This window comes from Micromonospora sp. DT62 (genome assembly GCF_049847285.1).
In the GTDB taxonomy this organism is placed as follows: Bacteria; Actinomycetota; Actinomycetes; order Mycobacteriales; family Micromonosporaceae; genus Micromonospora; species Micromonospora reichwaldensis.
This window is the reverse complement of sequence record NZ_JBNCOB010000013.1, coordinates 31,193-57,378: the sequence shown is the minus strand read 5'-3', so window position 1 is coordinate 57,378 and position 26,186 is coordinate 31,193. Positions and strand designations below refer to the sequence as shown.

General features: G+C 73.5%; 25 protein-coding genes and 1 pseudogene. 14 read left to right on the top strand and 12 right to left on the bottom strand.

Annotated elements, in window-relative coordinates; genetic code table 11:
* Positions 1 to 23 precede the first annotated feature (23 nt).
* From ACPXCB_RS19015 to ACPXCB_RS19005, 3 genes are all read left to right on the top strand, one after another.
* Positions 24 to 1,310 carry a magnesium transporter MgtE N-terminal domain-containing protein gene (locus ACPXCB_RS19015; RefSeq protein WP_425876984.1) on the top strand — a complete coding sequence of 429 codons (1,287 nt, stop codon included), beginning with the start codon at positions 24 to 26 and terminating at the stop codon, positions 1,308 to 1,310.
* The gene (locus ACPXCB_RS19010) at positions 1,303 to 1,917 is read left to right on the top strand and encodes a DUF1003 domain-containing protein (RefSeq protein WP_425876983.1); all 615 of its coding nucleotides are present in this window, start codon (positions 1,303 to 1,305) and stop codon (positions 1,915 to 1,917) included. Before ACPXCB_RS19015 ends, ACPXCB_RS19010 begins: the two co-directional genes overlap by 8 nt.
* 162 nt (positions 1,918 to 2,079) lie before the next feature.
* On the top strand, positions 2,080 to 3,228 hold the full coding sequence (locus tag ACPXCB_RS19005) for an Mrp/NBP35 family ATP-binding protein (protein WP_421457120.1): 1,149 nt from the start codon (positions 2,080 to 2,082) through the stop codon (positions 3,226 to 3,228).
* 107 nt (positions 3,229 to 3,335) lie between these two features.
* On the opposite strand, the gene ACPXCB_RS19000 is transcribed toward ACPXCB_RS19005, so the two are convergent.
* Together ACPXCB_RS19000 and ACPXCB_RS18995 are read right to left on the bottom strand one after the other, a co-directional pair.
* On the bottom strand, positions 3,336 to 3,758 hold the full coding sequence (locus tag ACPXCB_RS19000; RefSeq protein WP_425876982.1) for a preprotein translocase subunit TatB: 423 nt from the start codon (positions 3,756 to 3,758) through the stop codon (positions 3,336 to 3,338).
* Between the two features lie 74 nt (positions 3,759 to 3,832).
* On the bottom strand, positions 3,833 to 5,176 hold the full coding sequence (locus tag ACPXCB_RS18995; protein ID WP_425876981.1) for a S1C family serine protease: 1,344 nt from the start codon (positions 5,174 to 5,176) through the stop codon (positions 3,833 to 3,835).
* Positions 5,177 to 5,455: 279 nt separating this feature from the next.
* Here ACPXCB_RS18995 and ACPXCB_RS18990 point away from each other — a divergent pair, with 279 nt between their 5' ends.
* Positions 5,456 to 6,043, top strand: a complete 588-nt coding sequence (locus ACPXCB_RS18990) for an O-methyltransferase (protein ID WP_425877060.1) — start codon at positions 5,456 to 5,458, stop codon at positions 6,041 to 6,043.
* A 46-nt stretch (positions 6,044 to 6,089) separates the two neighbouring features.
* Here ACPXCB_RS18990 and ACPXCB_RS18985 read toward each other — a convergent pair whose 3' ends face one another.
* Both ACPXCB_RS18985 and ACPXCB_RS18980 read right to left on the bottom strand, forming a co-directional pair.
* A complete protein-coding gene (locus ACPXCB_RS18985) occupies positions 6,090 to 7,556 on the bottom strand; it encodes a leucyl aminopeptidase family protein (protein ID WP_425876980.1) in 1,467 nt (488 codons plus the stop codon).
* 129 nt (positions 7,557 to 7,685) lie between these two features.
* A complete protein-coding gene (locus tag ACPXCB_RS18980; RefSeq protein WP_007455245.1) occupies positions 7,686 to 7,853 on the bottom strand; it encodes a DUF3117 domain-containing protein in 168 nt (55 codons plus the stop codon).
* A gap of 189 nt (positions 7,854 to 8,042) precedes the next feature.
* Here ACPXCB_RS18980 and ACPXCB_RS18975 point away from each other — a divergent pair, with 189 nt between their 5' ends.
* Positions 8,043 to 8,861: a PaaX family transcriptional regulator C-terminal domain-containing protein gene (locus ACPXCB_RS18975; RefSeq protein WP_425876979.1), complete on the top strand. Its 819-nt coding sequence runs from the start codon at positions 8,043 to 8,045 to the stop codon at positions 8,859 to 8,861.
* 2 nt (positions 8,862 to 8,863) lie between these two features.
* Positions 8,864 to 9,655: an enoyl-CoA hydratase-related protein gene (locus tag ACPXCB_RS18970; RefSeq protein ID WP_425876978.1), complete on the top strand. Its 792-nt coding sequence runs from the start codon at positions 8,864 to 8,866 to the stop codon at positions 9,653 to 9,655.
* 193 nt (positions 9,656 to 9,848) lie between these two features.
* Here ACPXCB_RS18970 and ACPXCB_RS18965 read toward each other — a convergent pair whose 3' ends face one another.
* The 4 genes and pseudogenes from ACPXCB_RS18965 to ACPXCB_RS18950 all read right to left on the bottom strand — a co-directional run.
* On the bottom strand, positions 9,849 to 10,478 hold the full coding sequence (locus ACPXCB_RS18965; RefSeq protein WP_425876977.1) for a hypothetical protein: 630 nt from the start codon (positions 10,476 to 10,478) through the stop codon (positions 9,849 to 9,851).
* Between the two features lie 13 nt (positions 10,479 to 10,491).
* Positions 10,492 to 11,073, bottom strand: coding sequence for a DNA-3-methyladenine glycosylase I (locus ACPXCB_RS18960; protein ID WP_425876976.1), 582 nt, complete (start codon positions 11,071 to 11,073; stop codon positions 10,492 to 10,494).
* Positions 11,074 to 11,263: 190 nt separating this feature from the next.
* A complete protein-coding gene (locus tag ACPXCB_RS18955) occupies positions 11,264 to 11,761 on the bottom strand; it encodes an SRPBCC family protein (RefSeq protein WP_425876975.1) in 498 nt (165 codons plus the stop codon).
* Positions 11,762 to 12,108: 347 nt separating this feature from the next.
* Positions 12,109 to 12,648: pseudogene (locus tag ACPXCB_RS18950) on the bottom strand (DivIVA domain-containing protein); the annotation flags it as partial.
* A 200-nt stretch (positions 12,649 to 12,848) separates the two neighbouring features.
* Between ACPXCB_RS18950 and folP the strand changes: the two are divergent.
* Positions 12,849 to 13,718 carry a dihydropteroate synthase gene (gene folP, locus ACPXCB_RS18945; RefSeq protein ID WP_425876974.1) on the top strand — a complete coding sequence of 290 codons (870 nt, stop codon included), beginning with the start codon at positions 12,849 to 12,851 and terminating at the stop codon, positions 13,716 to 13,718.
* Positions 13,719 to 13,799: 81 nt separating this feature from the next.
* Here folP and ndhC read toward each other — a convergent pair whose 3' ends face one another.
* Positions 13,800 to 14,177, bottom strand: coding sequence for an NADH-quinone oxidoreductase subunit A (gene ndhC, locus ACPXCB_RS18940; RefSeq protein ID WP_425876973.1), 378 nt, complete (start codon positions 14,175 to 14,177; stop codon positions 13,800 to 13,802).
* A gap of 131 nt (positions 14,178 to 14,308) precedes the next feature.
* Here ndhC and ACPXCB_RS18935 point away from each other — a divergent pair, with 131 nt between their 5' ends.
* The 3 genes from ACPXCB_RS18935 (at position 14,309) to ACPXCB_RS18925 (ending at position 18,906) form a co-directional block, all read left to right on the top strand.
* The gene (locus ACPXCB_RS18935) at positions 14,309 to 15,718 is read left to right on the top strand and encodes a hypothetical protein (RefSeq protein WP_425876972.1); all 1,410 of its coding nucleotides are present in this window, start codon (positions 14,309 to 14,311) and stop codon (positions 15,716 to 15,718) included.
* 313 nt (positions 15,719 to 16,031) lie between these two features.
* The gene (locus ACPXCB_RS18930) at positions 16,032 to 17,879 is read left to right on the top strand and encodes a 2-oxoacid:acceptor oxidoreductase subunit alpha (RefSeq protein ID WP_425876971.1); all 1,848 of its coding nucleotides are present in this window, start codon (positions 16,032 to 16,034) and stop codon (positions 17,877 to 17,879) included.
* Positions 17,872 to 18,906 carry a 2-oxoacid:ferredoxin oxidoreductase subunit beta gene (locus ACPXCB_RS18925; RefSeq protein ID WP_425876970.1) on the top strand — a complete coding sequence of 345 codons (1,035 nt, stop codon included), beginning with the start codon at positions 17,872 to 17,874 and terminating at the stop codon, positions 18,904 to 18,906. The genes ACPXCB_RS18930 and ACPXCB_RS18925 overlap by 8 nt, the downstream gene beginning before the upstream one ends.
* 132 nt (positions 18,907 to 19,038) lie before the next feature.
* On the opposite strand, the gene ACPXCB_RS18920 is transcribed toward ACPXCB_RS18925, so the two are convergent.
* Positions 19,039 to 20,859, bottom strand: a complete 1,821-nt coding sequence (locus ACPXCB_RS18920; RefSeq protein ID WP_425876969.1) for a trypsin-like serine protease — start codon at positions 20,857 to 20,859, stop codon at positions 19,039 to 19,041.
* Positions 20,860 to 21,157: 298 nt separating this feature from the next.
* The gene (locus ACPXCB_RS18915) at positions 21,158 to 22,171 is read right to left on the bottom strand and encodes a potassium channel family protein (protein WP_425876968.1); all 1,014 of its coding nucleotides are present in this window, start codon (positions 22,169 to 22,171) and stop codon (positions 21,158 to 21,160) included.
* A 195-nt stretch (positions 22,172 to 22,366) separates the two neighbouring features.
* On the opposite strand from ACPXCB_RS18915, the gene ACPXCB_RS18910 reads away from it, so the two are divergent.
* The 3 genes from ACPXCB_RS18910 (at position 22,367) to ACPXCB_RS18900 (ending at position 24,512) form a co-directional block, all read left to right on the top strand.
* Positions 22,367 to 22,864 (top strand): helix-turn-helix domain-containing protein, encoded by a 498-nt coding sequence (locus ACPXCB_RS18910; RefSeq protein ID WP_425876967.1) that lies wholly within the window; start codon positions 22,367 to 22,369, stop codon positions 22,862 to 22,864.
* 138 nt (positions 22,865 to 23,002) lie between these two features.
* Positions 23,003 to 23,602: a ClpP family protease gene (locus tag ACPXCB_RS18905; RefSeq protein ID WP_425876966.1), complete on the top strand. Its 600-nt coding sequence runs from the start codon at positions 23,003 to 23,005 to the stop codon at positions 23,600 to 23,602.
* Between the two features lie 247 nt (positions 23,603 to 23,849).
* Positions 23,850 to 24,512, top strand: a complete 663-nt coding sequence (locus ACPXCB_RS18900) for a class I SAM-dependent DNA methyltransferase (protein ID WP_425876965.1) — start codon at positions 23,850 to 23,852, stop codon at positions 24,510 to 24,512.
* A gap of 9 nt (positions 24,513 to 24,521) precedes the next feature.
* On the opposite strand, the gene ACPXCB_RS18895 is transcribed toward ACPXCB_RS18900, so the two are convergent.
* Positions 24,522 to 25,499 (bottom strand): zinc-binding dehydrogenase, encoded by a 978-nt coding sequence (locus ACPXCB_RS18895; RefSeq protein ID WP_425876964.1) that lies wholly within the window; start codon positions 25,497 to 25,499, stop codon positions 24,522 to 24,524.
* A gap of 237 nt (positions 25,500 to 25,736) precedes the next feature.
* On the opposite strand from ACPXCB_RS18895, the gene ACPXCB_RS18890 reads away from it, so the two are divergent.
* Complete coding sequence (locus ACPXCB_RS18890; protein WP_151455537.1) at positions 25,737 to 26,132, top strand: RidA family protein; 396 nt, start codon at positions 25,737 to 25,739, stop codon at positions 26,130 to 26,132.
* Positions 26,133 to 26,186: the final 54 nt, after the last annotated feature.

Here is a 26,186-nt window from a genome sequence, read left to right as displayed (position 1 = left end):
ACTAGGCGCTTAGGCTGGTGCCCGTGAGCACGCCGACCCGGGTCTACCTCGCCCGGCTCGCCGGGGTAGCCGTCTTCGATCCCAACGGTGACCAGGTGGGCCGGGTCCGCGACGCGGTGGGCAGGCTGCGGCCGACGCAACGCCCGCCCGAGGTCGTCGGTCTCGTCGCCGAGATGCCGATGCGGCGGCGCATCTTCCTCTCGCTCAACCGGATCACCTCCATCGACGCCGACGCGGTCGTGCTCGGCAGCGGCACGCTCAACCTGCGCCGCTTCGAGAAGCGCCCGAACGAGCTGCTCGTGCTCCAGGAGCTGCTGGACCGCCGGGTGCAGGTCGAGCCCGGCGGGCAGTCGGGCTCCGTGGTGGACGTGGCGATGGAGTGCAGCCGGGGCGGCGAGTGGTCGCTGGCCCGGGTCGCCGTACGCGAGCAGACCGGCCGGTTGACCCGCCGGGGCCACCTGCACCAGGTCGAGTGGGAGCGGGTACGCGGGCTCAGCGGCATCGCCGACAGCCGGGGCACGGCCAACCTGCTCTCGGTGCTGGAGGACATGCGCCCCGCCGACCTCGCCAACGCCCTCCAGGATCTCCCCGACACCCGGCGCAACGAGGTCGCCGCCGCGCTGGACGACGAGCGCCTGGCCGACGTGCTGAGCGAGCTGCCGGAGCGCGACCAGGTGGAGATCCTGGCCGCGCTGGACCGCGAGCGGGCCGCCGACGTGCTGGAGGAGATGGACCCGGACGACGCCGCCGACCTGCTCAGTGAGCTGCCGCCGCCCGAGCAGGACGTCCTGCTCGACCTGATGCAGCCGGGCGAGGCCGATCCGGTGCGTCAGCTGCTCAAGTACACGCCGGGAACGGCGGGCAGCGTGATGACCTCCGAGCCGGTCATCCTGCCGCCGGACGCCACCGTCGCCGAGGCCCTGGCCCGGATCCGGGAACCGCAGCTCTCCCCCGCGATCGCCGCGCAGGTCTTCGTGTCCCGGGCGCCGATGACCACGCCGACCGGCCGTTACCTCGGCATGGTGCACTTCCAGCGGCTGCTCCGGGAGCCGCCGGCCGACCTGCTCGGCGGCATCGTGGTCAACGACATCGACCCGCTGCGGCCGACCACCCCGCTGCCGGAGATCACCCGCCGGATGGCCACGTACGACCTGGTCGCCATGCCCGTCATCGACCGCAACAACCGGCTGGTCGGCGCGGTCACGGTCGACGACGTGCTGGACCACCTCCTGCCCCGGGACTGGCGGGAGCGGGACGCCGCCGAGCGCCCGTCCACCGCCGGGCCGACGCTGGACGGCGCGGATGGCTGAGCAGCGACGGGCGCAGCGGCTCGACCAGCCGCGCGAGCCCCGGGCCGTCAAGCTGCCCCGGTTCGACCCGGAGGCCTTCGGCCGGTGGTCCGAGGGGATCGCCCGGGGGATGGGCACCGCGAACTTCATCGTCTACATGACGATCGTGATCGCGCTGTGGTTCGCCTGGAACACCCTGGCCCCCGCGCACCTGCGCTTCGACCCGTACACCTTCACGTTCCTGACCCTGGTGCTGTCCCTCCAGGCCAGCTACGCGGCCCCGCTGATCCTGCTGGCGCAGAACCGGCAGGCCGACCGGGACCGGGTCTCCCTGGAGGAGGACCGCCGCCGGGCGACCATGCAGAAGGCCGACACGGAGTACCTGGCGCGGGAGATCGCCGCGCTGCGCAACGCGATGGGCGAGGTCGCGACCCGGGACTTCCTCCGTTCGGAGCTGGCCCGGCTGGCCGAGGAGCTGGACGAGGCGGGCCGGCGCCGGCAGCGGCTGGAGCGCCGGCAGCAGGACAGGGTCCCGCAGCACGGCGACGGGCTGGAGGAGCCCCGCGACGACCTGGACGGCGATCAGGCCCACGACGGTCGCCCGGAGGGCCGGGAGGCCGAGGCCTGAGCGGCCTGGGCGCCGCCCGCGCCGGGGGACCGGCTCAGCGGCACCGGCTCGATCGTCCCGCTTCGTCCGGTATGCCGGCCAACGCAGCCGTCGCCATCGATTCGCTCACACCGCCCCCCGCTGACGGCGGTGGGGCAGGGGCGCCGACGTAGCATTGCGGGCATGTCAGCACCCGTCAGCACCGTCTCCGACGCGATCCAGGCCGCCCTGGCCACCGTCAACGACCCGGAGATCCGCCGGCCCATCACCGAGCTGGGCATGGTCCGCTCCGCCGAGGTCGGCGACGACGGCGTCGTACGGGTCGAGCTGCTGCTCACCGTCGCCGGCTGCCCGCTGAAGGACAAGCTGCGCTCGGACATCACGGCCGCCGTCGGCGCGGTGCCCGGGGTGACCGGCGTGACGATCGAGTTCGGCGTGATGAGCCCCGAGCAGCGCCAGGAACTCCAGGCGAAGCTGCGCGGCGGCGGCGCCTCCCAGGAGCCGGTCATCCCGTTCGCCCAGCCGGGCTCCCGCACCCGCGTGTACGCGGTCGCCAGCGGCAAGGGCGGCGTCGGCAAGTCCAGCGTGACGGTCAACCTGGCCGCCGCGCTGGCCGCCCGCGGGCTCTCCGTCGGCGTGGTCGACGCCGACATCTACGGCCACTCGGTGCCCCGGATGCTCGGCGCGGACGGCCGCCCGACCCGCGTCGAGGACATGATCATGCCGCCGCAGTCGCACGGCGTGAAGGTCATCTCGATCGGCATGTTCACCGCCGGCAACGCCGCCGTGGTGTGGCGCGGCCCGATGCTGCACCGGGCGTTGCAGCAGTTCCTCGCCGACGTCTACTGGGGCGAGCTGGACGTGCTCCTGCTCGACCTGCCCCCGGGCACCGGTGACGTGGCGATCTCCCTGGCCCAGCTGCTGCCCAACTCCGAGATCCTGATCGTCACGACCCCGCAGGCCGCCGCCGCCGAGGTGGCGGAGCGGGCCGGCGCGATCGCGTTGCAGACCCACCAGCGCGTGGTCGGCGTCATCGAGAACATGTCCTGGCTGGAGCTGCCGGACGGCTCCCGGATGGAGGTCTTCGGCGCGGGCGGCGGCCAGGCGGTCGCCGAGTCGCTGACGAAGACCATCGGCGCGCAGGTGCCGCTGCTCGGGCAGGTCCCGCTCGACACCCGCGTGCGCGAGGCCGGCGACGTGGGCACCCCGATCGTGCTGGCCGAGCCGGAGTCGCCGGCCGCGAAGGCGTTGGGCCAGGTCGCCGACCGGCTCGCCCTGCGCCGGGAGTCGCTGCTCGGCAAGCCGCTGGGCCTCAAGCCCGCCGGTCGCTGACCGTACGCCGGCCACGGCCGGCGCTGTCGCCACCCGCACGGGGGCGGCGTTCCCCCGGGAGCGCCGCCCCCGTCGCGTCCCAACGGCGGCGGCAGGGCGGGCCGGAGTCAGGTCGCGTCGTCGTAGCTGGCCCGGGGGGCGGGGGCCGGGGCGGCGCCGGTGGTGGTCGCCGGGCGGCTGCCGTTCGCGCGCACGTCGGCGGCGGAGGCCACGTCCTTCAGCTCGTTGTGCACGCCGGTGACGTCCGCCCGCAGGTTGTCGTAGACGCCCTGGAGGGGCTTCCGGATCGCCTGCTCGTCCTCCTCGCTGAGCAGGTGCTTGCGGATGAACGCCTTCGGGTGCAGGTCCTCCAGCTGGATGTCGGTGCCCAGCTCGCGACTGAGGTCGGTGGTGGCGTTGCTGGCCATCGCGCGCAGGTTGCGCACCATGCGCAGGCCGTCGCTGATCACCGCGGGCAGCCGGTCACCGAAGATCAGCAGCGCCAGGAGCAGCAGCGCACCGATCTCCCACCAGTTCAGGTTCTCGAACACTGCGCGGGCCTCCTTCGGCGTCAGCAGCAAGACTACGCACGTGGGGCACCGGCCGGGGAGGGGGTGACCGGTCCCTACTTGGCGTCAGCGGCCAGGGTCACGGAGGCGTTCTGCCGGTTGGCGCCCCGGCGATACTCCACGGTCACCACCGCGCCGGGCGCGAACTTGCGGACCAGGGCGATCAGGTCGGTCGGTTCGGTCATCGGCCGACCGTCGAGCTTCAGGATCACGTCACCGGCCCGCAGCCCCGCGCCGGCCGCCGGGCCGGACGGCTCCACGGCCGCCAGGCGTACGCCGGCGCCTCCGGTGCCCGCGCCGGACCCGCCGACCTGCGCGCCGATCACCGTGCGCCGGGCCTTGCCGGTGCCGATGATGTCCTGCGTGATCCGCTTGGCCTGGTTGATCGGGATGGCGAAGGCGAGACCGATGTTGCCCGCCTCCTGCCCCTCGGAGACCAGCGACTTGATCGTCGAGTTGACCCCGATCACCCGGCCCGCGCCGTCGACCAGCGGTCCGCCCGAGTTGCCGTGGTTGACCGCCGCGTCGGTCTGGATCGCCGCGTAGTAGCGCGTCGGGCCGCCGGGCTCGCCGGCCCGCATCGTCCGGTCCAGGGCGCTGACGATGCCGGCCGTGACCGTGTTGGCCAGCGAGAGCGGCGAGCCCATGGCCAGCACCGGATCGCCCACGGCCAGCGCGTCGGAGTCGCCGAACTCGACCGGCCGCAGGCCCGTCCGGGAGACCTTGATCACCGCGATGTCGGACTCCGGGTCCTGCCCGACGACGGTCGCCGGGGCCGAACTGCCGTCGTTGAAGACCACCGACGCCTTGCCGTTCGCCCCCGCCACCACGTGGTCGTTGGTGATGACGTGCCCGTCGGCGCTGGCGATGAAGCCGGAGCCCTCGCTCGTGCCGCCGAGGCCCGCCACCCGGACGGTCACCACGCTGGGCAGCACCCGCTCGGCGACTCCGGCCAGCGACTCGGGCCTGCGCTGGGCCAGGCCGGGCGCCTGCGGGTCCGCGCCGAGCACCGTGCCGGCCCCGGCACCCCCGCGCACCGCAAAGGCGTACCCGAGCGCGCCGCCCAGGCTGCCCGCGAGCAGCGCGGTGATCAACGGGATGAGGAGGAGCTGCCGCAGCGTCGGCCGGCCCGGGGCGTCCGGGTCGCTGACCGGCTCCGGCTCGGTGCCGGGGCTCGGCGCGGCCGGCAGCACCACGGCGGCTGGCGCGGCCGGGTCGCGCCACGGGTCGGCCAGCGCGTCGGACCACCAGGGCGAAGTCGTGCCGCCCCCGGCGCCCTGAGGCGTCGGCGGCGACCCCACCGGCGGATGTCCGGGCACCGGCGGTCGCGCCGGCGCCGGAGTTCCCCCGGGCTGGCGCCAGTCCCAGCCGTCGGTCACGTCGGTGCCCTCCCAGTCCATCCCCGGATCCCGCGCTCCACGGACCCGGCGACAGCGTCGCCCGGTCGCGCTGGCCGGAACACCGCTTCCAGGATTACACGGATGCCACGGATGGAGTCACCGGTTGCCGACCGTGATCGTCGGGTGGCGGACGCGCGGCTGCGCCCGTTCGACGTCGCCTCTAGGCTCACAGTGCCCACCCGCCCCCGCACCACGCATGCCGCCCGGAGGTGTCCCATCGCCACGGTCGCCGGTTCCGGCAATTCGACGGCCCAGACCCTGCACTTCGCCGAGTCGTACGTGACCGAGGATCTCGTCCTGCGCACCGCCCGCGCCCTGGCCCACGAGGTCGGCCTCGAGGCGGTGACCCCCGGCGCCGGCGCGGCGCTGCGCCTGCTCGCCGCCGCCGGCAGCGCCCGGGCGGTGGTGGAGATCGGCACCGGCACGGGAGTCAGCGGGGTCTGGCTGCTGCGCGGGATGCGCGCCGACGGCGTACTCACCACCATCGACGTCGAGGTCGAGCACCAGCGGATCGCCCGGCGGATCTTCACCGAGGCGGGCTTCGCCGCCGGTCGCACCCGGATCATCACCGGCCGGGCGCTGGACGTGCTCCCCCGGCTCGCCGACGGCGCGTACGACCTGGTCTTCGTGGACGCGGAGGCGACCGGGTTCGCCGCCTGCGTGGACGCCGCGCTGCGGCTGCTGCGTCCGGGCGGCGTGGTCGCGCTCAACGGCACGCTGGCCGGCGGTCGGATCGGCGACCCCGCCGCCCGGGATGTCGAGACGGTGACCGTCCGCGAGGCGATCAAGGCGATCCGGGAGTCCGAACACTGGATCCCGGCGCTGCTGCCGGTCGGCCACGGGCTGCTCGCCGCCGTCAAGTGCTGACCCGCCGCTGACCGGGGGCCCGCCGGGGGCGGGCGCCGCCGGGCGGTCAACCCAGCGAGCCCAGCCAGCGCAGCAGCGAGCGTACGCCCCAGCCGGTCGCGCCCCGGGTCAGCTCGGCGTCGTCGCCGTCGGCCCACGACGGCGCGGACATGTCCACGTGCAGCCACCGGTCGCGTAGCCCGCCGGTGAACTCCCGCAGGTAGAGCGCGGCCATCACGGACCCGGCGCCCCGGTCCGGCGAGCTGTGCAGGTCCGCCAGGTCGCTGCCGAGGTGCTCGGCGTAGTCGGCGGGCAGCGGCATCCGCCAGGCGGCCTCGCCGGCGGCGGCGACAGCGGCCAGCACGTCCGCGGCGAGCCCGTCGTTGTCGCTGTAGAGGGCACCGTGGCGCTTGCCCAGCGCGACCGCGTTCGCCCCGGTGAGCGTGGCGAGGTCGACCAGCAGGTCGGGCTGGAGTTCGGCGACGGCGTACGCGAGCGCGTCGGCCAGGACCAGTCGCCCCTCGGCGTCGGAGTTGGTGGTCTCGCTGGTCGTGCCGCCGTAGTGGCGGATGATGTCGCCGGGGCGGAACGCCGAGCCGCTGAGCATGTTCTCCGCCAGCGGCGCGAGCGTGGTGACCCGGACCGGCAGGCGCAGGGCCGCCGCGCCGAGGGTCGCCGCGACCACCGCCGCCGCCCCCGCCATGTCCTTGCGCATCAGCTTCATCGACGCCACCGGCTTGATCGAGATGCCGCCGGTGTCGAACGTGATCCCCTTGCCGACCAGCACCACGTGGGTACGCGCGTCGGCCGGTCGCCAGTCCAGCTCGACCAGGCGCGGGCCGCTGGCCGAACCGCCCCCGACGGCGAGGATCCCGCCGAAGCCCTCGGCCGCCAACTCCTCCGGCTCGCGTACCCGCAGGTGCAGGTCCGGCACGTCGGCGGCGAGGGCGGCGACCTGCTCGGCGAACCACTGCGGGTTCTTCACCGACGAGGGGGTGTTGGTGAGGTCGCGGGCGAACCGGGTCATCCGGGCCGTCGTACGGGCCACCTCCAGGGCCGTGCCGTGCGCGTCCGGGTCGGCCACCACGACGTCGACCTCCGCCAGGGCGGGGGCGGTGCCGGCGTCGGTCAGCCGGAACCGGTACGAGGCCAGCAGCAGCCCCTCGACCAGTCCGCGTACGGCCGCCGACGTGGCACCGGTCGGCATGGCCAACGTGACGCGTGTCTCATCCTTCGCGGCCCGGGCCAGAGCCGCGCCGGCCGTCCGCCAGCCCGCCTCGTCGCCCACGCCGATGCCGAGCAGCAGCAGCCGGCCGGGGTCGCGCCCGGGCCGCAGCTGTGCCTGGACCTCACCGGGGCGCCCGGTCAGTCGTGCCGCCGGCACCAGGGCGAGGGCCTCCTCGGCCACGCCGTCGGGCAGCGTCGCCCCGGTCGGGGCCGGTCGGGCCGGTTCGTCGCCGGCCGCACCTGGCCGGACGGGCAGAACGAGGGTGTCGAGCCGGTCCGGCTCGGCGAGCAGACGGATGGCGAGCACGCGGAGCCGTACCTCCAGGAAAGCTCGCGGAGCGTGGCTCCGCGGGGAATGAAGACCCTGAGCCACCGGCGGGGCCGGTGGCTCAGGGGTTGACGAAAGGCCCACGCGGACGCGCGGACCGTTCCTCGGTCAGCCGGCGGCTGCCTTCAGTGCGTCACCGAGCGCGTTGGCCTCGTCGGGAGTCATCTCGACGACGAGCCGGCCACCGCCCTCCAGCGGGACGCGCATGACGATGCCCCGGCCCTCCTTGGTGACTTCCAGCGGACCGTCGCCCGTCCGCGGCTTCATCGCCGCCATGTTGTCTCCCCTCAGACCTACACCAGGGTCGGTGGGTTGCCCCACAGCCACTTCGTCTTGACCACCGCAACCTATGCGGGGGTGTCGACCAACGATTTTCCCTGATGAACACCGCCGGACCCAAACCGAAGCAGCATTGATGTAACAGCATCTAGCTTATCCTGAGAAGGCCTGTCACAATGTGCGGTCATGCAGGCACGGTCGGCACTCTTCGACCTGTACGGCGACCACCTCCGGGCGAGGGGCGGCCGGGCACCCGTCGCCGCCCTGGTCAGGCTGCTGGCGCCGCTCGGGATCGCCCCGCCCGCCGTGCGTACGGCGGTCTCCCGGATGGTCCGCCAGGGGTGGCTCGACCCGTGTCGGCTGACCTCCGGACCGGGATATTCGATCACCCCGAAAGCCGCCCGCCGGCTGGACGAGGCGGCGGCGCGGATCTACCGGACGGGCCGGATCACCTGGGACGGGCGGTTCGACCTGCTGGTGCTGGAGGCCCCCCTGTCCCGGCGGGACCGGCAGCGGCTCGCCGCCAACCTGACCTTCCTCGGCTACGGCACCCTCGACGAGTGCACCTGGGTGGCGACCCGGCCCGGCGAGGACGTGGACGTGCTGCTCGACGAGGCGGGCGTGCGCTACGAGCGGTTCACCGCCGCGCACACCGCCGGCACCCCCGGCGCGATGGGCGTGGTGCGCCGGGCCTGGGACCTGACGGAGATCGGCCAGGCGTACGAGCAGTTCGTCGCCGAGCAGCGACCGCTGCTGGCCGGGGTCACCGTGCGCAGCCTCGACGAGGAGGCGTACGCCGCCCGGTTCCGGCTCGTGCACGCGTGGCGTACCTTCCTGTTCCGGGACCCGCAGTTGCCCCCGGCGCTGCTCCCCGAGCGTTGGCCCGGCACCGCCGCGGCCAGCTTCTTCGACCGGCACGCGGCGCGGCTGCGGCCGGCCGCCGACCGGTACGTCGAGCAGTGCCTCGACTCCGGCAACCGCATCGCCCGACAGAAGGGTCGTTAGAAGTGACCGAGCCGCTGCTCGTCGACCGCACCGACGCCGTCGTCACCCTGACGCTGAACCGCCCCACGGCGATGAACGCGCTCGACGTCGCGCTCAAGGAGGCGCTGCGGGACACGCTGGCCGAGCTGGAGACCGACCGGTCCTGCCGCGCGGTGGTGCTCGCGGGCGCGGGTCGGTCGTTCAGCGCCGGCCAGGACCTGCGTGAGCACGTGCAGACCCTGGAGTCCACCGACGGCAACCCGCTGGACACCGTCCGCGCGCACTACAACCCGATCGCCGCCCGGCTGGCCAACCTGCCCAAGCCGGTGGTCGCCGCCGTGCGGGGGATGGCCGCCGGGGCGGGCGCCTCGCTGGCCTTCCTGGCCGACATCCGCATCGGCGGGCCGTCGACCAGCTTCCTGATGGCGTTCGCCAAGGTCGGGCTCGCCGCCGACACCGGCGCCTCCTGGACGCTGCCCCGGCTGGTCGGGCACGCCAAGGCCATCGAGCTGCTGATGCTGGCCGAGCCGGTGGGCGCGACGGACGCCTGCCAGATCGGGCTGCTCAACCGCCTGGTGGAGGACGACGAGCAGGTGCTGCCGACCGCGCAGGAGCTGGCCGCCCGGCTGGCCGCCGGCCCGACCGTCGCGTACGGGGCGATCAAGCGGCAGCTCTCCATCGCCGACGCGGGCACGCTGGCCGACGCCCTGTCCGCGGAGGCGCAGGCGCAGTCGATCTGCGGGGGCACCGCCGACCACCGCACCGGCACCCTCGCCTTCGTCAACAAGCAGAAGCCGGTCTTCGAGGGCCGCTGACGCCTCCCCCGGCCCGGCCCGGCCCCGCATGCCGCAGGCGGCAGGCCGGACGGCCTCCGGCGGGCTGGGCCAGTCTCCGGCTGGGGTGAGCCGGGCCTCCGACTGAGGTGGGCCGGGCCTCCGGCGGGGTGAGCCGCCCGTGCGTGGATCACCGGCGGTGGCCGGGGGTCGTCGCGGGAGGTCGCCGGTCGGGTCAGTCGTCCTCCTCCGGATCCTGGTTGGCCTCCGCGCCGAGCACGAACGCCTGCATGGCCAGCTCGTCGCCGGAGGGCGAGACGAAGGCCGGCAGCTCGCGGGGGCCCAACTCCTGCACGTAGGCCCAGAACAGGCGGACCGCCTCGGCGGGCGACGCGGCCTCGATCGGCAGGTCCAGGCTGACCAGCCAGGAACGCCTCTGCGGCGGCGGGCCGAGCCGGTCGGCCAGGGCCCCGAAGGCCGCCGGGTCCAGCGCGGTCACCGGCCCGTCGAGCGCCAGCGCGTCGGCCGGCGCCGGCTCGTCGAAGGCCCGCCGGGTGTACGCCACCACCAGCGGCGCCTCGACCCGCTCGGACTGCGGGTCGTCCGGGTCCTCCCGCTCCTCGCCGCCGGCCCCGGTGACCCGGCCCAGCGCCACCAGCCGGGGCGGCGCGTCGACCAGCACGGCCACCCGGTCGCCGGGTCGGGGTCGAGGTCGGGCGGCGTCGGCCAGGCCGGTCAACTCGAGCGTGTCGTGGTGGACGAGCCGCTCGGCCTCGTAGCGCCCGGTGGGCAGCAGCACCGCCCAGGCGCCCGTGCCGTCGGCGGGGCGCGCCCCGTCCACCCGGTGCGCGGTGTCGGTCGTCATGGCCTCCATCCCATCACGCCGCCCGCGCCGCCACGACGTGGCAGCCCGCAAGGTGGTCGTCGACCATCCCGGTGGCCTGCATCAGCGCGTAGGCCGTGGTCGGGCCGACGAAGCGGAAGCCCCGCTTCTTGAGCGCCTTGGCCATCGCGGTGGACTCGGCGGTGAGCGCCGGCACCTCCGCGAACGACGTGGGTCGGGCCGGCCGGGGCGGCGGGACGAAGGACCAGAGCAGCGCGGAGAGCCCCTCCGGAAGCTCCAGCGCCGCCCGGGCGTTGGCGATCGCCGCCTCGATCTTGGCCCGGTTGCGGACGATGCCGGCGTCGGCGAGCAGCCGGGCGACGTCGGCGTCGCCGTAGTCGGCCACGGTCTCGATCCGGAACTCGTCGAAGGCCAGCCGGAACGCGGGGCGTTTGCGGAGGATGGTCAGCCAGGACAGCCCCGACTGGAACGCCTCCAGCGTGAGCCGCTCGTAGAGCGCGTCGTCGCCGCGCAGGGGCCGGCCCCACTCGGTGTCGTGGTAGGCGGCGTAGTCGGGGGTGCTGTGCCCCCAGCCGCATCGCGGCAGCCCATCGGCGCCGATCACCAGGTCAGTCACGCGTCCACGCTAGGGCACGGCCCCGACGGGCCCGCGCCCTGCGGCCCCGCGCCGCGCCTCGGCCGCCGGGCCCGGTCCGCCCGAGTTCGGCGACATCGGGGCGTCCCGGTCACGCCGACACCCCGATGTCGGCGACATCGAGTCGATCAGGCCAAGTCACCCGACGGGGCACATCCCCGGCCGCCCCGGATCAGGGGAGCCGGCCCTGCTCCACCAGCCGACCGAACTTCTTCAGCGCCTGGCTGAGGCTGAACTTCGACCCGGGCCAGAGCACCGGCCAGGCCACCCGGCCCGCCGGCCCGCCGGGCAGGTGGAACCACTCGTGCCAGACCACCTGGGTGCGGTCCCGCTCCAGCGGCGTGCAGCGGAGCACGCCGGGGCCGCGCAGCAGCTTCCCGCAGTGCACCACGCCCACCTCGTAGGGCGCGTCCACCCGGACCACCCGCATCTCGTCACGCAGCACGGCGGGGCCGAACGCCGTGACCGCCTCGACCAGGCTGCCCTCGCCGCCGTCGCCCTCGACCACCCGGACGGTGGTGAAGGGAATCCAGTCCGACTGCCGCTCCCAGGCGGTCAGCGCCGCGAAGACCCGCTCGGCCGGCGCGTCGACGATCACCGTGGCGGTGACCTCGCCAGCGCCGGGCTGCGCCACGTCGCGCAGGTCGTCGCCGGGTTCCGGACCGGTCACTTCGACTCCGACCCCGACCCGACCACCGGGCCGGGGCTGGTCGCGTCACCCGCCGGCCGCGTCGTGCCGTCGCCCGCGTCGGACCGTTCCACGGCGGTGTCGTCCGCGTCGGGCCGGCCCACGGCCGCGTCGTCCGCCCCGGGCCGGCCCACGGCCGCGTCGTCCGCCCCGGGCCGGTCCACGGCGGTGTCGTCCGCCCCGGGCCGGTCCACGGCGGTGTCGTCCGTGTCGGACTGGTCCACGGCGGTGTCGTCCGCCCCCGTCCGGTCCACGGCGGTGTCGGCGTCGTCCTCGCCGGTCCGGGCCGGGGCGCGATCGGCTCCGGGCCGGGCGAAGGCCGAGTCGCCGGGGTGCCTGGCGGCTGCGGGGCCGGCCGGCGTCGCGTCCTTCGCCGCCGACGCGACGGTCGGGCCCGCGAACGCGGGGATCGGCGCGACGACCACGTCCGTGTCCCCCGGCCCGTCCGGCCGGTCGGCCCCGCCTGGCACCGTCCCCCGGGCCTCCGGCGACGGCTCGGCGGCGGCGGCCCCGGCCGCCTGCTCCCGCGCCCGGCGCAGGGCGTCGGCATCCGCCGTCCGCCCCTCGCGCAGCGCGGCGACCTCCGCCTCCAGCACGCCGATCAGCTCGGACTTGTAGCCGATGTCGTAGGCCGCCCGGCGCAACGCGTGGTCGACCTGGGCCATGCGGTAGCCCCGCAACGCCGTGTCGAACCGGACCTCGCCCACGTCGGACTCGGCGAGCGGGCGGGACGCCGGCAGCGGCACGGACCGTCCGTCCGGCTCGGCCGGCACCAGGCCGGGATCCCGGCCGGAGACCAGCACCGTCACCCCGAACACGACCGCCGCGACGGTCAACGCCACGACCAGCAGGAGCAGAACCTGACCCATGCACAGATCGTGGCATGTCGAACCGCCGGGAGCGACCCCGCCACCCGCCGCGCCCCGGATCCGTACCGAAGACCCCCGCCCGACGCACCCGTACGGGAGGCGGCGACGGCGGACCGGCGGGGCCCGACCCGGGCGGACCGGCTAGCGTCGTCATCGGCCGACGGCGGGGACGGGTCGGCGGCGGACCTTCAGGAGGCGGCATGGCCGGGGCGCTTCGGCTCGGTGGGCGCACGTTCGGCCCGGACGAGCTGGTGGTGATGGCGATCGTCAACCGCACGCCGGACTCGTTCTTCGACCAGGGGGCGACCTTCGCGCAGGACAGCGCGCTGCGCGCCGTGGAGCGGGCGGTCGAGGAGGGCGCCGAGATCATCGACATCGGCGGGGTCAAGGCCGGTCCCGGTGCCGAGGTCGACGTGGCCGAGGAGATCCGTCGCACGGTGGCGACCATCGCCGCCGTCCGGGCCGCCTTCCCCGACGTGGTGATCTCGATCGACACCTGGCGGGCCGAGGTGGCGGTGGAGGCGGTGGCGGCGGGCGCCGACCTGCTCAACGACACCTGGTCCGGCGCCGACCCGGCCCTGGCCCAGGTGGCGGCGCAGACGGGCGCCGGCCTGGTCTGCTCGCACGCCGGCGGCCTGGCGCCCCGGACCCGCCCGCACCGCGCGGCCTTCGCCGACGTGGTCACCGACGTGCTCACGACGGTGACCGGGCTCGCCGAACGCGCGGTCGCGCTGGGCGTACGCGCCGACGGGATCCTGATCGACCCGGCGCACGACTTCGGCAAGAACACCCGACACTCCTTGGAGATCACCCGCCGGCTCGGCGAGCTCTCCGGCACCGGCTGGCCGCTGCTGGTGGCCCTGTCGAACAAGGACTTCATCGGCGAGACGCTGGACCTGCCGGTGGCCGAACGGCTGGAGGGAACGCTCGCGGCCACGGCGGTCTCGGCCTGGCTGGGCGCCCGGGTGTTCCGCGCGCACCAGGTCCGCCCCACCCGGCGGGTGCTCGACATGGTCGCCTCGATCCGGGGCGACCGTCCGCCGACGCTGACCCGGCGCGGCCTCGCCTGACCGTCGCCGTGCGGGGACGGCGGGGCGACCGTCGGCCGCCCACGGCGGGACAGGGTGGTGAGTGGCTGACCGAGGCTGAGGTCAGGACCAGCGCAGGATGTTCTTGCGCCAGGCGTAGAGGATGCCGAGCGCCAGCACCGCGACGAACACCGCCATCTCCACGACCGTGACGATGCCGAACCCCGGCCGGTCGAAGACGACCGCCCAGGGGAAGAGGAACACCGACTCCACGGCGAACAACACGTAGAGGTACGCGTACACGTAGTAACGGATCTGCATCTGCGCCCAGTCGGCGCCGACGGGGTCGAGGCCGCACTCATAGCTGGTGCGCTTGCCGAAGGGATCCGCCGGACGGGCAGGACGTAACACCCGGTTGGCCGAGAACGCCGTAACGAAGAAGAGGACGCTGGCGAGCAGCAGCAGCCCGAGCGTCGCGTACGAGCCCAGGTAACCGGTCACGGTCGCTGAGCCTACCGCTCCTCGTCGCGGCCCGGGTCAAACCCGTTACGGATTCGTTTCCCGGCGGGACTAGTGCCCTCTGGCAACAATTGTCGAATATTGGGATCTCACTCATCGTCACCGGAGGACAGATGGCTCGCGTGGACGTACGGCCCGGCCGGCGGGCGCGTGACCGACGCGCCGTGCCCCTGTTGGCGATCGGCCTCGCGGTCGGACTGACCGTCGCCGCGGTGCCCGGCTGGGCGACCGCCGCACCGACCGCCGCCCGGGCCGCCTCCACCACGACCGAGCCGGCCGGCGAGCCGGGCGGGGACACGCCCACGGCGGATCCGACGGACACGGGGCCGGTGCCCACCGAGGCGCCCTCGACCACCGCGCCGCCGCCGGAGACCACGCCACCGGCCCCGACGACCGAGCCGGCCCCGACGACGACGGCTCCGGAGCAGCCGGCGCCGACCACCGCCGCGCCGACCACCGCCGCACCGCCCCCGGCGCCGTCGGTGCCGCCGGTCCGGCCCTCCGCGCCCGCCGCCACCCCGCCGGCGCCCCTGGCCGGGGTCAGCGTCACGACCGACGACATCACCCTGACCGCCGCGTACTGGAACGCGCCGAGCACGGTGACCACGCTCCGGGTGACCATCACGAACACGGGCGCCACGCCCGCCCGGATCGGGCTGGCCTACACGCTGCCGGCCGGGCTGTCCGACGCCGGCACCGCGGGCTGCGCCCTGGTCGGCGGTGGGCAGCACCGCTGCGGGGAGTGGGCCAGCGCGCCCGGCGCCCGGTTCAGCACCCTGCTCCGGGTACGCGTCGACGGCGACGCCTGGAAGCGGATGCCGCTCAGCGGCTCCGTCCGGGTCACCGCGACCGCCCCCGGCGTGCCCGGCCCGGTGGCCGACGACGAGGGGTTCGCGGTGCTCTTCCCGCCCGGCCCGCCGGTGCCCGGGATCAGGCTGGACGCCGACGCGGTCTCCTTCGACATCAGTGGCGGGTCGAGCGGGCTCGACGTGCGCCTGGGCAACACCGGGAAGGTGGACGCCGAGGGCCGGATCGAGGTGGTCCTGCCGGCCGGGGTGACCGTGCCGACGCCCCCGTCCGGCTGCACCGCGATCGACCCCTCCCGTACGCGCTGCGAGCTGGGCACCCTCGCCGCCGGCCGGACCGCGCAGCTGCGGCTGCCGGTCTCCGCGACCCCCGAGGCGCAGCGGCAGGCCCCGCTGGCCGGCGCGGTGCGCGGCCAGCTCGACCCGCGCAGCGGTCGGGCCCGGCAGGTGCAGATGAGCTTCCGGATCACCGCCGCCGCCGCGCTGGCGACCCCGGTGGCCTCGCCGCCCGCGCCGACCGGGTCGCAGGGCGTGCTCGCCGCTGACCCAGCGGCCGTCAGCGGCGACGGCGAAGGTGGCTCGGTACGGCGGACGGCGATCCTGCTGATCGTGGTCTCCACGCTGCTGGTGGTGTTCGCCCTCACGCTGGCGACCACCTCCCTGCGGCGGCGGATGGCCGCCCCGGCGGGTGGACCGTCCACGGCACCGACCGAGTGACCCGGGCGGCCCCGGTCCGACAAGGTCTGCGTCCCGCCCACCCCGCGACCGGTGATCTGGATTACGGCGGGCGGACGGAAACACCTCAAATCGGGGTGGAATCTCGCTGGATCGCATCCCACAGGGCGGCCTCCGAGAAGGTTGGAGCCGCGATTCGACGTAGGCTCTCAGGTGAGGTAACTACAGCGGACCGGGCCCGCCTCGGCGGGTCTGGTGCAGCGGTGCGTCAAGGAGGTCACGTGGCCGGGCAAGGCGAGGTCACCATCACGTTCAGCCGCCCGCGCGACCGCGCCCAGCGAAGCGAGGTGCAGGCGTGACCAAGCAGATCCGTCAACTGGACCGGGTGGTCATCCGGTTCGCCGGTGACTCCGGCGACGGCATGCAGCTCACCGGCGACCGGTTCACCTCGGAGACCGCGCAGCTCGGCAACGACATCTCCACGTTGCCGAACTTCCCGGCGGAGATCCGGGCTCCCGCCGGCACCCTGCCGGGCGTGTCGAGCTTCCAGGTGCACTTCGCCGACTACGACATCCTGACCCCCGGCGACTCGCCGAACGTGCTGGTGGCGATGAACCCGGCGGCGCTCAAGGCGAACCTCGCCGACCTGCCGCGGGGCGCGGACATCATCGTCAACACCGACGAGTTCACCAGGCGCAACCTGGCCAAGGTCGGCTACCAGTCGAACCCACTCGAGGACGACTCCCTCGCCGGCTACGTGGTGCACCCGGTGGCGCTGACCTCGATGACGGTCGGCGCGCTCGCCGAGCTCGCGGTGTCCAAGAAGGACGCCGAGCGGGCCAAGAACATGTTCGCCCTCGGCCTGCTCTCCTGGATGTACAACCGGCCGTACGAGTCGACGCTGCGCTTCCTGGAGCGCAAGTTCGCCGCCCGCCCCGAGCTGGTCGCGGCGAACGTCGCGGCGTTCCGGGCCGGCTGGAACTTCGGCGAGACCACCGAGGACTTCGCGGTCCGCTACGAGGTCAAGCCGGCGAAGATGCGGCCGGGCACCTACCGCAACATCACCGGCAACGCGGCCCTGTCCCTCGGCCTGGTGGCCGCCGGCGTCCGCTCCGGGCTGCCGGTCTTCCTGGGCGCCTACCCGATCACCCCGGCCTCGGACATCCTGCACGAGCTGAGCAAGCACAAGCGCTTCGGCGTGCTCACCATGCAGGCCGAGGACGAGATCGCCGCGGTCGGCGCGGCGTTGGGCGCGTCGTACGGCGGCTCGCTCGGCGTCACCACCACCAGCGGCCCGGGCGTCGCGCTCAAGAGCGAGACGATCTCCCTCGCGGTGGCGCTGGAGCTGCCGCTGGTCATCGTCGACGTGCAGCGGGCCGGTCCCTCCACGGGCATGCCCACCAAGACCGAGCAGGCCGACCTCAACATGGCGCTCTACGGCCGCCACGGCGAGGCGCCGGTCGCGGTGATCGCGCCGAAGTCGCCGTCGGACTGCTTCCACGCGGCCATCGAGGCGGCCCGGATCGCGCTGACCTACCGCACGCCGGTCATCCTGCTGTCCGACAACTACGTCGCCAACGGCTCCGAGCCGTGGCTGCTGCCCGACGTCGAGTCGCTGCCCGACCTGCGGGTCGAGTTCGCCACGAAGCCCAACGGCGACGACGGCACCACGTTCCTGCCCTACCTGCGCGACCCGGAGACCCTGGCCCGACCGTGGGCCGTCCCGGGCACCGCCGGCCTCGAGCACCGCATCGGCGGCCTGGAGAAGGCCGACAAGACCGGCGACATCTCGTACGACCCGGCGAACCACGACTTCATGGTGCGCACCCGGGCGGCCCGGATCGAGACGATCCCGGTGCCGGACATCGAGGTCGAGGACCCGGACGGCGACGCCCGCGTGCTGGTGCTCGGCTGGGGCTCCACGTACGGGCCGATCGGCGCGGCGTGCCGGGGCCTGCGCCAGCGCGGCCACGCCATCGCGCAGGCGCACCTGCGACACCTCGCCCCGATGCCGGCCAACCTCGGCACGGTGCTGCGCTCCTACGACCGCGTGGTCATCCCCGAGATGAACCTCGGCCAGCTCGCCCACGTGATCCGGGCGAAGTACCTGGTCGACGCGATCGGCTACAACCAGGTCCGCGGCCTGCCGTTCACGGCCGCCGAGCTGGAGACGATGCTGGAAGAGGTCCTGAAGAATGTCTGAGCCCGTCGCCCTCAAGCTCACCGCCAAGGACTTCAAGTCCGACCAGGAGGTGCGCTGGTGCCCCGGCTGCGGCGACTACGCGATCCTCGCCGCGATCCAGCAGTTCATGCCGGAGCTGAACATCCCCCGCGAGCGGACCGTGTTCGTCTCCGGCATCGGCTGTTCCTCCCGCTTCCCGTACTACATGAACACCTACGGGATGCACTCGATCCACGGCCGCGCCCCGGCGATCGCCACCGGCCTGTCGGTCTCCCGGCCCGACCTGTCGGTCTGGGTGGTGACCGGCGACGGTGACGCCCTCTCCATCGGCGGCAACCACCTGATCCACGCGCTGCGCCGCAACGTCAACCTGAAGATCCTGCTGTTCAACAACCGGATCTACGGCCTGACCAAGGGGCAGTACTCGCCGACCTCCGAGGTCGGGAAGGTCACGAAGTCGACCCCGGCGGGCTCGGCCGACGCGCCGTTCAACCCGCTGTCGCTCGCCCTCGGGGCCGAGGCCACCTTCGTGGGCCGCACCATCGACTCGGACCGCAAGCACCTCCAGTCGGTGCTGCGGGCGGCGGCGGAGCACCAGGGCTCGGCGTTCGTGGAGATCTACCAGAACTGCAACATCTTCAACGACGGCGCGTTCGACCAGCTCAAGGAGCCGGCCACCCGCGACGACTTCCTGATCCGGCTGGAGCACGGGCAGCCGATCACGTTCGGCAAGGACGGGCAGTTCTGCGTCGTGCACCCGCCCGGCGGGTTCGGCCTGGAGGTCCGGGAGACCGCGTCGGTCAGCCCGGGTGAGATCGTCGTGCACGACGCGACGGTCACCGACCCGGCGTACGCCTTCGCGCTGTCCCGGCTGCCCGGCCTGGACCTGCGGAACACCCCGATCGGCGTGTTCCGCTCGGTGGACCGGCCGTCGTACGACAGCGTGGTGCAGGAGCAGCTCGCCGAGGCGAAGGCGAAGGTCACCGAGACCCCTGAGCAGCAGCTCACCGGCCTCCTCGCCAGCGGGGACACCTGGACCATCCTCTGACCGGCGCGGCCGGCCGCCATCCCGCCAAGAATCGCGACCGGCCGCCACGGTTGCCGGTACGACGAAAAAGGGGCCCGCAACCGGTCGGTTGCGGGCCCCTTTTTCGTTACTTCCCGGATGGGACTCCCCTGATCAGAAGATCAGGTTGTAGTCGCCCCAGCCGCTGGCGATCACCTTGCCGCTGGCATCGATCCAGTCGCCCTTGCCGTTGGTGGTGTAGAGCCGCATCTGGTTGCTGCTGTTGATGCCCAGCATGTCCATCATGTTGTCGCCGTTCCAGTCGCCCAGCGTCATGATGTTCTTGAAGTTGGCCCAGCCGCTGCCGATCTGGGTGCCGGCCGGGTTGGTCCAACCACCGGCGCCGTCGGACTGGTACATCTTGAGGACGCCGGTCGACGTACGGCCGATGATCACCTCAAGTCCGTCGCCCTTCCAGGCGCCCGGCGTGAGGAACAGGTTGAACCCGTTCCAGCCGGTGCCGATCCGGGTACCCGCCGGGTTCTCCCAGCCGCCCGCCCCGTTGCTGGTGTAGCGGACGAGATCGCCGTTGGACTTGCGGACCAGCAGGCTCGGCCGGTTGTTGCCCATCCAGTTGTTGGTCACCATGAGGGCGGTGAAGTTCGCCCAGCCGGTGCCGATCAGCTTGCCGCCGCCGACGAAGTTGCCCGCGCCGTCGCTGTTGTAGATGTACAACTCGCCGCTGGTCTTCATCGCCATGATGGACGGCTTGTGGTCGCCGTTCCAGTTGTAGACGCGGAAGACCCGCTTGAAGCTGCCCCAACCGGAGTTGATCTGGCGGGGAGCGTAGTAGAAGCCGCCGACCCCGTTGTTGGCGAACCCGGCGCCGTAGAACAGCTGCAGGTTGCCGGCGGTGTCCCGGCCGATCAGGTCGGTGTGCCCGTCGCCGGACCAGTCGGCGTTGATCAGCGGCGGCCGGGTGAAGTCGGCCTTCACCGTGTTGACGTAGTTGTTCAGCCGCACGTAGTAGCCCGGCTCCGAACCACAGACGACGGAACCCCAGGTGGTGACACCGACCTGCTTGCCGCCGACCATGAGCGGGCCGCCCGAGTCGCCGGAGCACGTGTCGGGGACCGGATTCGTCGGGGTGCCCCCGCCCTCACCCGCACAGGTCATCCCGGCCGGGTCGTACTGCACCATGTAGCTGCCGCAGACGGAGTCGGACCGGATCGGAACCGTCGCCTTGCGCAGCCGGCTGTCGTCGACCTCGTTACCGGCGCCGTCGTAGGCGATGCCGTAACCGGCGATCACCGCGGAGGTGCCGGCCACGTACGGCGTCGCGTCGCCCTGCGTGCTCAGCGACACCGGCGTGTACTCGGTCGGCAGGTTCTTCTTGAGGGTGAGCACCGAGATGTCGTTCCGCAGCGGAACCGACGGGTCGTTGTAGTTCTCGACGATGTTCCAGCCCTGGTGGGTCCAGGTGGAACCGACCTCGGCGACGTACCCACTGCCGTCGAGGATGTTGCCTTGCTCGTCGAGGAGCTGGTCGTTGCCGGCGATGACCCGGGTGGTGCCCGGGCCGTCGGCGGTGCAGTGCGCGGCCGTCAGCACCTTGTTGGGTGCGACGATCGTGCCGGTGCACCACCACCAGTAGTACGTGCCGTCGATCTGCAGCGTGCTGACGACACCGACGATGTACGGGAACTCCGACGCGCTGGCGAGGCCTCCCCCGACGATGCGCGGCTTCGCACTCGTACCCGACTGGAAGCGAGGCCCCTTGGCGCCCGGTGTGGGCAGTTCGATCTTGCCCTTCTGCAGGTTCGGCAGCTTCCTCGGGCGCTCGGCCTGAGAACCGCTCGCCGCGTCGTACACGCCACCCCCGGCGGGGGCGGCCTGCGCGACGGTCACGGGCGCGACGACTGCCGCGCCCGCCAGGGCGAGGCCCGCCACGACGCCGGCCGACCAGCGCCGTCCGGATCCTGCGGAATTTGCCACTTCAGCCACTTATTGTTTCCCGTCGTTCGATTAACGAGGCACTCGGAACGGCGCAGCGGACATGCCCGACCGGACGGGAAGACGACAGTCAACGCCCGAGGCCAGAGCCTCCGCGCGAAAGATGTTGCCCCCGTCGCCGGAGCCAGCGACAGTACGTCGACTGCGGTCAATTGTCACGCCCGCTGGCAATTCCGAGCCGCCAAACGGTAGCAAGCATTCCGTCGTCGAGATAGATCCGTAAAGGGGATTCTTGACTCAGCCCAAGAGCCTGACCGGGCACGACGCACGGCGGGACCGGTCAGGGAGCGACGGTCGCCTGAGGACGGTCGTCGCGTACGTGCACCAGCATGTCGCCGGTCTCGATGACCGCGCCGGCCTTGTCGGCCAGGGTGACCACCTTGCCCCGCCGGACCAGGGCGATGACCAGCGATTCCAGCTCGCGGGGCGAGCGGCCCACCTCGGAGCGCTCGGCGGAGCGCATCGCCAGCGCCATGCCCTGGCCGGGGGTGAGCAGGTCCTCCACCACGTCGATCAGCGGCGGGGCCGAGGTGGACAGGCCCAGCAGCCGGCCGGCGGTGGCCGAGGAGACGATCACGTGGTGGGCGCCGCTCTGCTTGAGCAGCGGGGCGTTCTCCGCCTCCCGGGCGGCGGCGATGATCCGCACCTGCCCGGCGGTGAGCTGCCGTACGGTCAACGCCACCAGGACCGAGGCGTCGTCGCTGTCGGTCGCGATGATCACCGCCTTGGCGTTGCGTACGTGCGCCTCGTTGAGCACCGACGAGCGGGTCGCCGAGCCCTCGATCGCCACCAGGCCGGCCGAGGTGGCCTGCCGCAGCGCCGGACCGCTGCGTTCCACCACCACGATCCGGGACTTGTCGAGCCCGTTCTCCAGCAGGGCGGAGACCGCGCTGCGGCCCTTCGTGCCGTAGCCGCAGATGATGACGTGGTCCTTCACGGCTCTCCTCCACCGCGACAGGCGACGCCCGGTGCGGTACTGCTCGGTCAGCACTTCCAAAGTGGTGCCGACCAGGATGATCAGGAAGATCACCCGGGCTGGCGTGATGTAGACGACGTTGATCAGCCGGGCCGTCTGGCTGACCGGGGTGATGTCCCCGTAGCCGGTGGTCGAGAGGGTGACCACCGCGTAGTAGAAGCAGTCGAGGAGGGTCAGCGCGTCCTCGTTGACGTCGCGGTAGCCGTCCCGGTCGAGGTAGACCACGGCGACGGTGGCGAAGACCAGGCCGAGGGCGGCGGCCAGCCGGAGACTCAGCGCGCTCAGGGGGCCCCGTCGCTGGGCCGGAAAGTGGATCACGTGAGGGCCTGTCCCGGCCCTGTCGTCGCCTGCACGACCACAACATAGCGGCCTACGCGGATCTCGCACGGCTGGGTCGTCGACCCGGGTCACCACGGCTCGCCCCACGGCGCGCGACACGACGGGACGACCCGCGCGCCCGGCAGGGGGCATGATGGGGGTGTCCCGGACGACGAGCCCGAGAGTGAGGCCCGCATGTCGTTGCTGCGACGAGTGATCGGCGGGGTGCTACGCCGGCTCCGGCTGCGGCAGGGCCGCACGCTGCGCGAAGTGGCCGAGGCCGCCGGAGTGTCGGTCCCCTACCTGTCCGAGGTCGAACGCGGTCGCAAGGAGGCCTCCTCGGAGGTGCTCGCGGCGATCTGCCGGGCGCTCGGCATCCACCTGTCCGACCTGCTGGAAGAGGCGCGCGACGACCTGCGTCGGGTCGAGCCGCGCATCCCGGCCGCGCCCCGGGCCGGCCTGACCCGGCTGGAGCGGGCGGAGGTCGGCCGGCCCGACGCCGCCACCCCGGCCGCGCGGGTCGCTCCCCGGGCCGGCGGCCCCCTGCTCCACCTGGCTCCGCGCCCGGGCGGCACGACCCTGCGGGTCGGGCGGCCCGCCTCCGCCGTGGGCGGGCGCTCCGGCCCGCGTACCCGCATCGCGCTGGGCTGCGGGCGGACGCGGACGGGCGCACGGACGTTGACCGTCGTCTAGGCCGGCCCGTTCTGCCGTCGGCTGATCTGCCGCCGGCAGAATGGCTGGCCCCGCGCCTCCCGTTCCGCGCAGGCTGGAGATGCCGGTCCCCCGGGCGCCCTCCGGTCGCCCGCCGGCAGTGCCGGAAGGGCGGACGCGATGATCGGTGTCGACGTACGGATGTTGGACGGTGGGCAGCCGTCCTTCGGCGACCAGGTGTTCGACCGGCTGCTGAAGGAGCGGATCATCTTCCTCGGCACCGAGGTCACCGACGCCTCGGCGAACCAGATCTGCGCCCAGATGCTGCTGCTCGCCGCCGAGGACCCGGAGCGTGACATCGTGCTCTACATCAACTCGCCGGGTGGCTCGGTCAGCGCGGGCATGGCCGTCTACGACACGATGCGGTTCGTCCGCAACGACGTGGCGACGGTGGCGCTCGGCTTCGCCGGCTCGATGGGGCAGTTCCTGCTCTGCGCGGGTACGGCCGGCAAGCGTTACGCGCTGCCCCACTCACGGATCATGATGCACCAGCCGTCCGGCGGGATGGGCGGCACCGCCGCGGACATCACGATCCAGGCGGAGAACATGCTGCACGTGAAGCGGACCATGCAGGAGCTGATCGCCCGGCACAGCGGGCGCAGCCTGGAGGAGATCCAGCGGGACTGGGACCGCGACCGGTGGTTCACCGCCGAGCAGGCCCGCGAGTACGGGCTGATCGACCGGGTGGTCACGAGGGCCGAGCAGCTTCCGGGGAGCTGACGGAGCCGGGCCGCGACGGGAGGCGGCGACACCGGCGCCGGACGCGCCCCCTCGATCCGCGTCCGACCTCCGGTACGCGATGGCCATCACCGTGCTGGCCGCCGATACGACGGAGCCTATTCCCGCCAGTAGGAATCCGCGCGGACTGCCGGCGCAGCGTCTTGTGCACGAATCTCGTTACGTCCGCCTACGCCGCGTAGCGCAGGTGTTCGCGGTCCGGCGCGCAGGACCGGTAGCGTGCCTGGACGTGATCGAATCCGGGCACCCGCATGACACCCGATCGTCCTACGACGCCCTGGCCGTCGACTATGCCGAACGGCTCCAGGACGAGCTGGTCGCCAACCCGTGGGAGCGGGCGGTCCTCACCGCCTTCGCCGACCTCGTGCGCGCCGCCGGGAACGGGCCCGTCGCCGACGTCGGCTGCGGACCCGGCCGGCTCACCGGGTACCTGCACGGGCTCGGGCTCGACGCGTTCGGCGTCGACCTCTCCCCACGGATGGTCGAGGTCGCCCGCCGGGCCCACCCCGACCTGCGCTTCGACGTGGGCGCGATGCCCGATCTGGGGCTGCCCGACGCCTCCCTCGGCGGCATCGTGGCCTGGTACTCGACCATCCACGTCCCGGACGAGCTGCTCCCGGCCACCTTCGCGGATTTCCACCGGACGTTGACGCCCGGCGGTCACCTGGTCCTGGCGTTCCAGGTCGGCGACGAGCCGCTGCACCTGACCGAGGCGCTCGGCCACCCGGTCTCGCTGGAATTCCGGCGCCGCCGACCGGACCGGGTCGCCGAGTTGCTGACCGACGCGGGGCTGGACGTCCGCGTCCGGATGGTGCGCGAGCCCGAGGCCTTCGGGAGCCAGCCGGAGCGCACGCCGCAGGCGTACCTGGTGGCCCGCCGGCCGGCCGGCTGAGGCGCCGGGTCAGCGTGCGACGGTCAGCACCACCTTGCCGAGCGCCCGGCGCCCCTCCAGGTCGGCGTGCGCGGCGGCGGCGTCGGCCAGCGGGTAGGTCGAGACCAGCGGTCGCCACCAGCCCTGCCCGGCCAGCTCCAGCGACCGGGCGGCCAGCGCCGGGATGCCGCCGGGCAGGGCGCGAATCCGCTGACCCAGCCAGCCCACGGTCAGGCCCCGGCCGATGACGTCGCCGGTGTCGATCCGGGTGGCCTCGCCCGCCGACCAGCCGAACATCATGAACCGGCCGCCCGGCCCCGTCAGCTCCAGGGCTGCCCGGCCCACCGCGCCGCCCACCCCGTCGTACACCAGGCTCAGTCCGCCGACCCGGTCCCGCACCACCTCGGCCCAGTCCGGGCGGCCGTAGTCCACCACGAGGTCCGCGCCCAGCTCGCGCAGCTTCGCCGTCCGGTCGGCACCGCGCGCCGCCGCCACCACGGTGGCGCCGGTCGTCCGCGCGGCCTGCGCCAGGAGCCAGCCGACCCCGCCGGCCGCCGAGGGCACGAAGACGACGTCGTCCGCCGTCGGCCGTTCCAGGTCGAAGACCCCGAGGGCGGTACGGCCCGTGCCGACCGCGGCCACCGCCTCGGCGTCGGTCAACCCCGGCGGTACGGCGTACAGCGAGCCGACGTCGGTGACCGCCTGCTCGGCGTACCCGCCCGGCACCATGCCCAGGTGCGCGACGACCCGCCGCCCGCGCCACGCCCCGTCCACGCCCTCGCCCAGCTCGTCGACGACGCCGGCGACCTCCCGGCCGGGGATGGTGGGCAGGTCGGGCAGCGGGAGCGGGCCGCCGGCCTCGCCCCGGCGCAGGGTCGTGTCGAGCAGGTGCACGCCGCTCGCCGACACCGCGATCCGGACCTGGCCGGGGCCGGGTGTCAGGTCGGGCAGGTCGTCGAGCACCAGGTTTCCGGGGGGACCGAACTCGTGAAGCCGAATGGCACGCATGCCCCCATCCGACAACCTCAATGCCGCTTCAGGTCAACCCCGGAGTCAGCCGGTCGGCGCCACCATCGGGGGTCCCCCTCGCCGGGGAAGGTTGGGCGGGAGCCCGATCCGGGTATCAGAAAGCACCCGGACGAGACGCGGTTCCGGTCCGTCCGGGATTCGGTCCCCCGGGACGACCTTTAGACTAAGGTCACAGTCCGTAATCCGGATTCTCCCGGACAATCGGAAGGACTACACGTGATCGAGACCATGCAGATGAGGCCGATCAACCCCGAATCGGTGCCGGAGGCCACGGGCGGTTACCACAACGCGCTGGAGGTCCAGACCGCCGGACGGATGCTGTTCATCAGCGGGCAGATCCCCCAGTCCCGGGACGGCCACGTCCCGGCCACCCCCGAGGCGCAGTGCCGGCTGGTCTGGGACAACATCCGGGCCGTCCTCGCCGACGCCGGCATGGACGTCGACAATCTGGTCAAGGTCACCACGTTCCTGGCCGACCGCCGGCACGCCGACGTCAACACCAAGGTCCGCAACGAGGTGCTCGGCGCACACCGCCCCGCGCTGACGGTGATCGTCACCGGGATCTTCGACCCGGAGTGGATCATTGAGATCGAGGCGATCGCCGTCGCCTGACCGGCCGGTCCGACGGCCGACCCGGCGACGACCAGCCGCCGGCAGCCGGGCCGC

Bases quoted from the DNA above. Each gene is read 5' to 3' on its own strand.
- ACPXCB_RS18995 (WP_425876981.1), bottom strand. From the start codon at position 5,176: ATGGACTGGGAGGGCACCGACGTGACCGACGGCTGGGACTGGCGCCAG.
- ACPXCB_RS19010 (WP_425876983.1), top strand. From the start codon at position 1,303: ATGGCTGAGCAGCGACGGGCGCAGCGGCTCGACCAGCCGCGCGAGCCC.
- folP (WP_425876974.1), top strand. From the start codon at position 12,849: ATGGCCGGGGCGCTTCGGCTCGGTGGGCGCACGTTCGGCCCGGACGAG.
- ACPXCB_RS18925 (WP_425876970.1), top strand. From the start codon at position 17,872: ATGTCTGAGCCCGTCGCCCTCAAGCTCACCGCCAAGGACTTCAAGTCC.
- ACPXCB_RS18905 (WP_425876966.1), top strand. From the start codon at position 23,003: ATGATCGGTGTCGACGTACGGATGTTGGACGGTGGGCAGCCGTCCTTC.
- ACPXCB_RS19005 (WP_421457120.1), top strand. From the start codon at position 2,080: ATGTCAGCACCCGTCAGCACCGTCTCCGACGCGATCCAGGCCGCCCTG.
- ACPXCB_RS18975 (WP_425876979.1), top strand. From the start codon at position 8,043: ATGCAGGCACGGTCGGCACTCTTCGACCTGTACGGCGACCACCTCCGG.
- ACPXCB_RS18980 (WP_007455245.1), bottom strand. From the start codon at position 7,853: ATGGCGGCGATGAAGCCGCGGACGGGCGACGGTCCGCTGGAAGTCACC.
- ACPXCB_RS18965 (WP_425876977.1), bottom strand. From the start codon at position 10,478: ATGACGACCGACACCGCGCACCGGGTGGACGGGGCGCGCCCCGCCGAC.
- ACPXCB_RS18910 (WP_425876967.1), top strand. From the start codon at position 22,367: ATGTCGTTGCTGCGACGAGTGATCGGCGGGGTGCTACGCCGGCTCCGG.
- ACPXCB_RS18895 (WP_425876964.1), bottom strand. From the start codon at position 25,499: ATGCGTGCCATTCGGCTTCACGAGTTCGGTCCCCCCGGAAACCTGGTG.
- ACPXCB_RS18935 (WP_425876972.1), top strand. From the start codon at position 14,309: ATGGCTCGCGTGGACGTACGGCCCGGCCGGCGGGCGCGTGACCGACGC.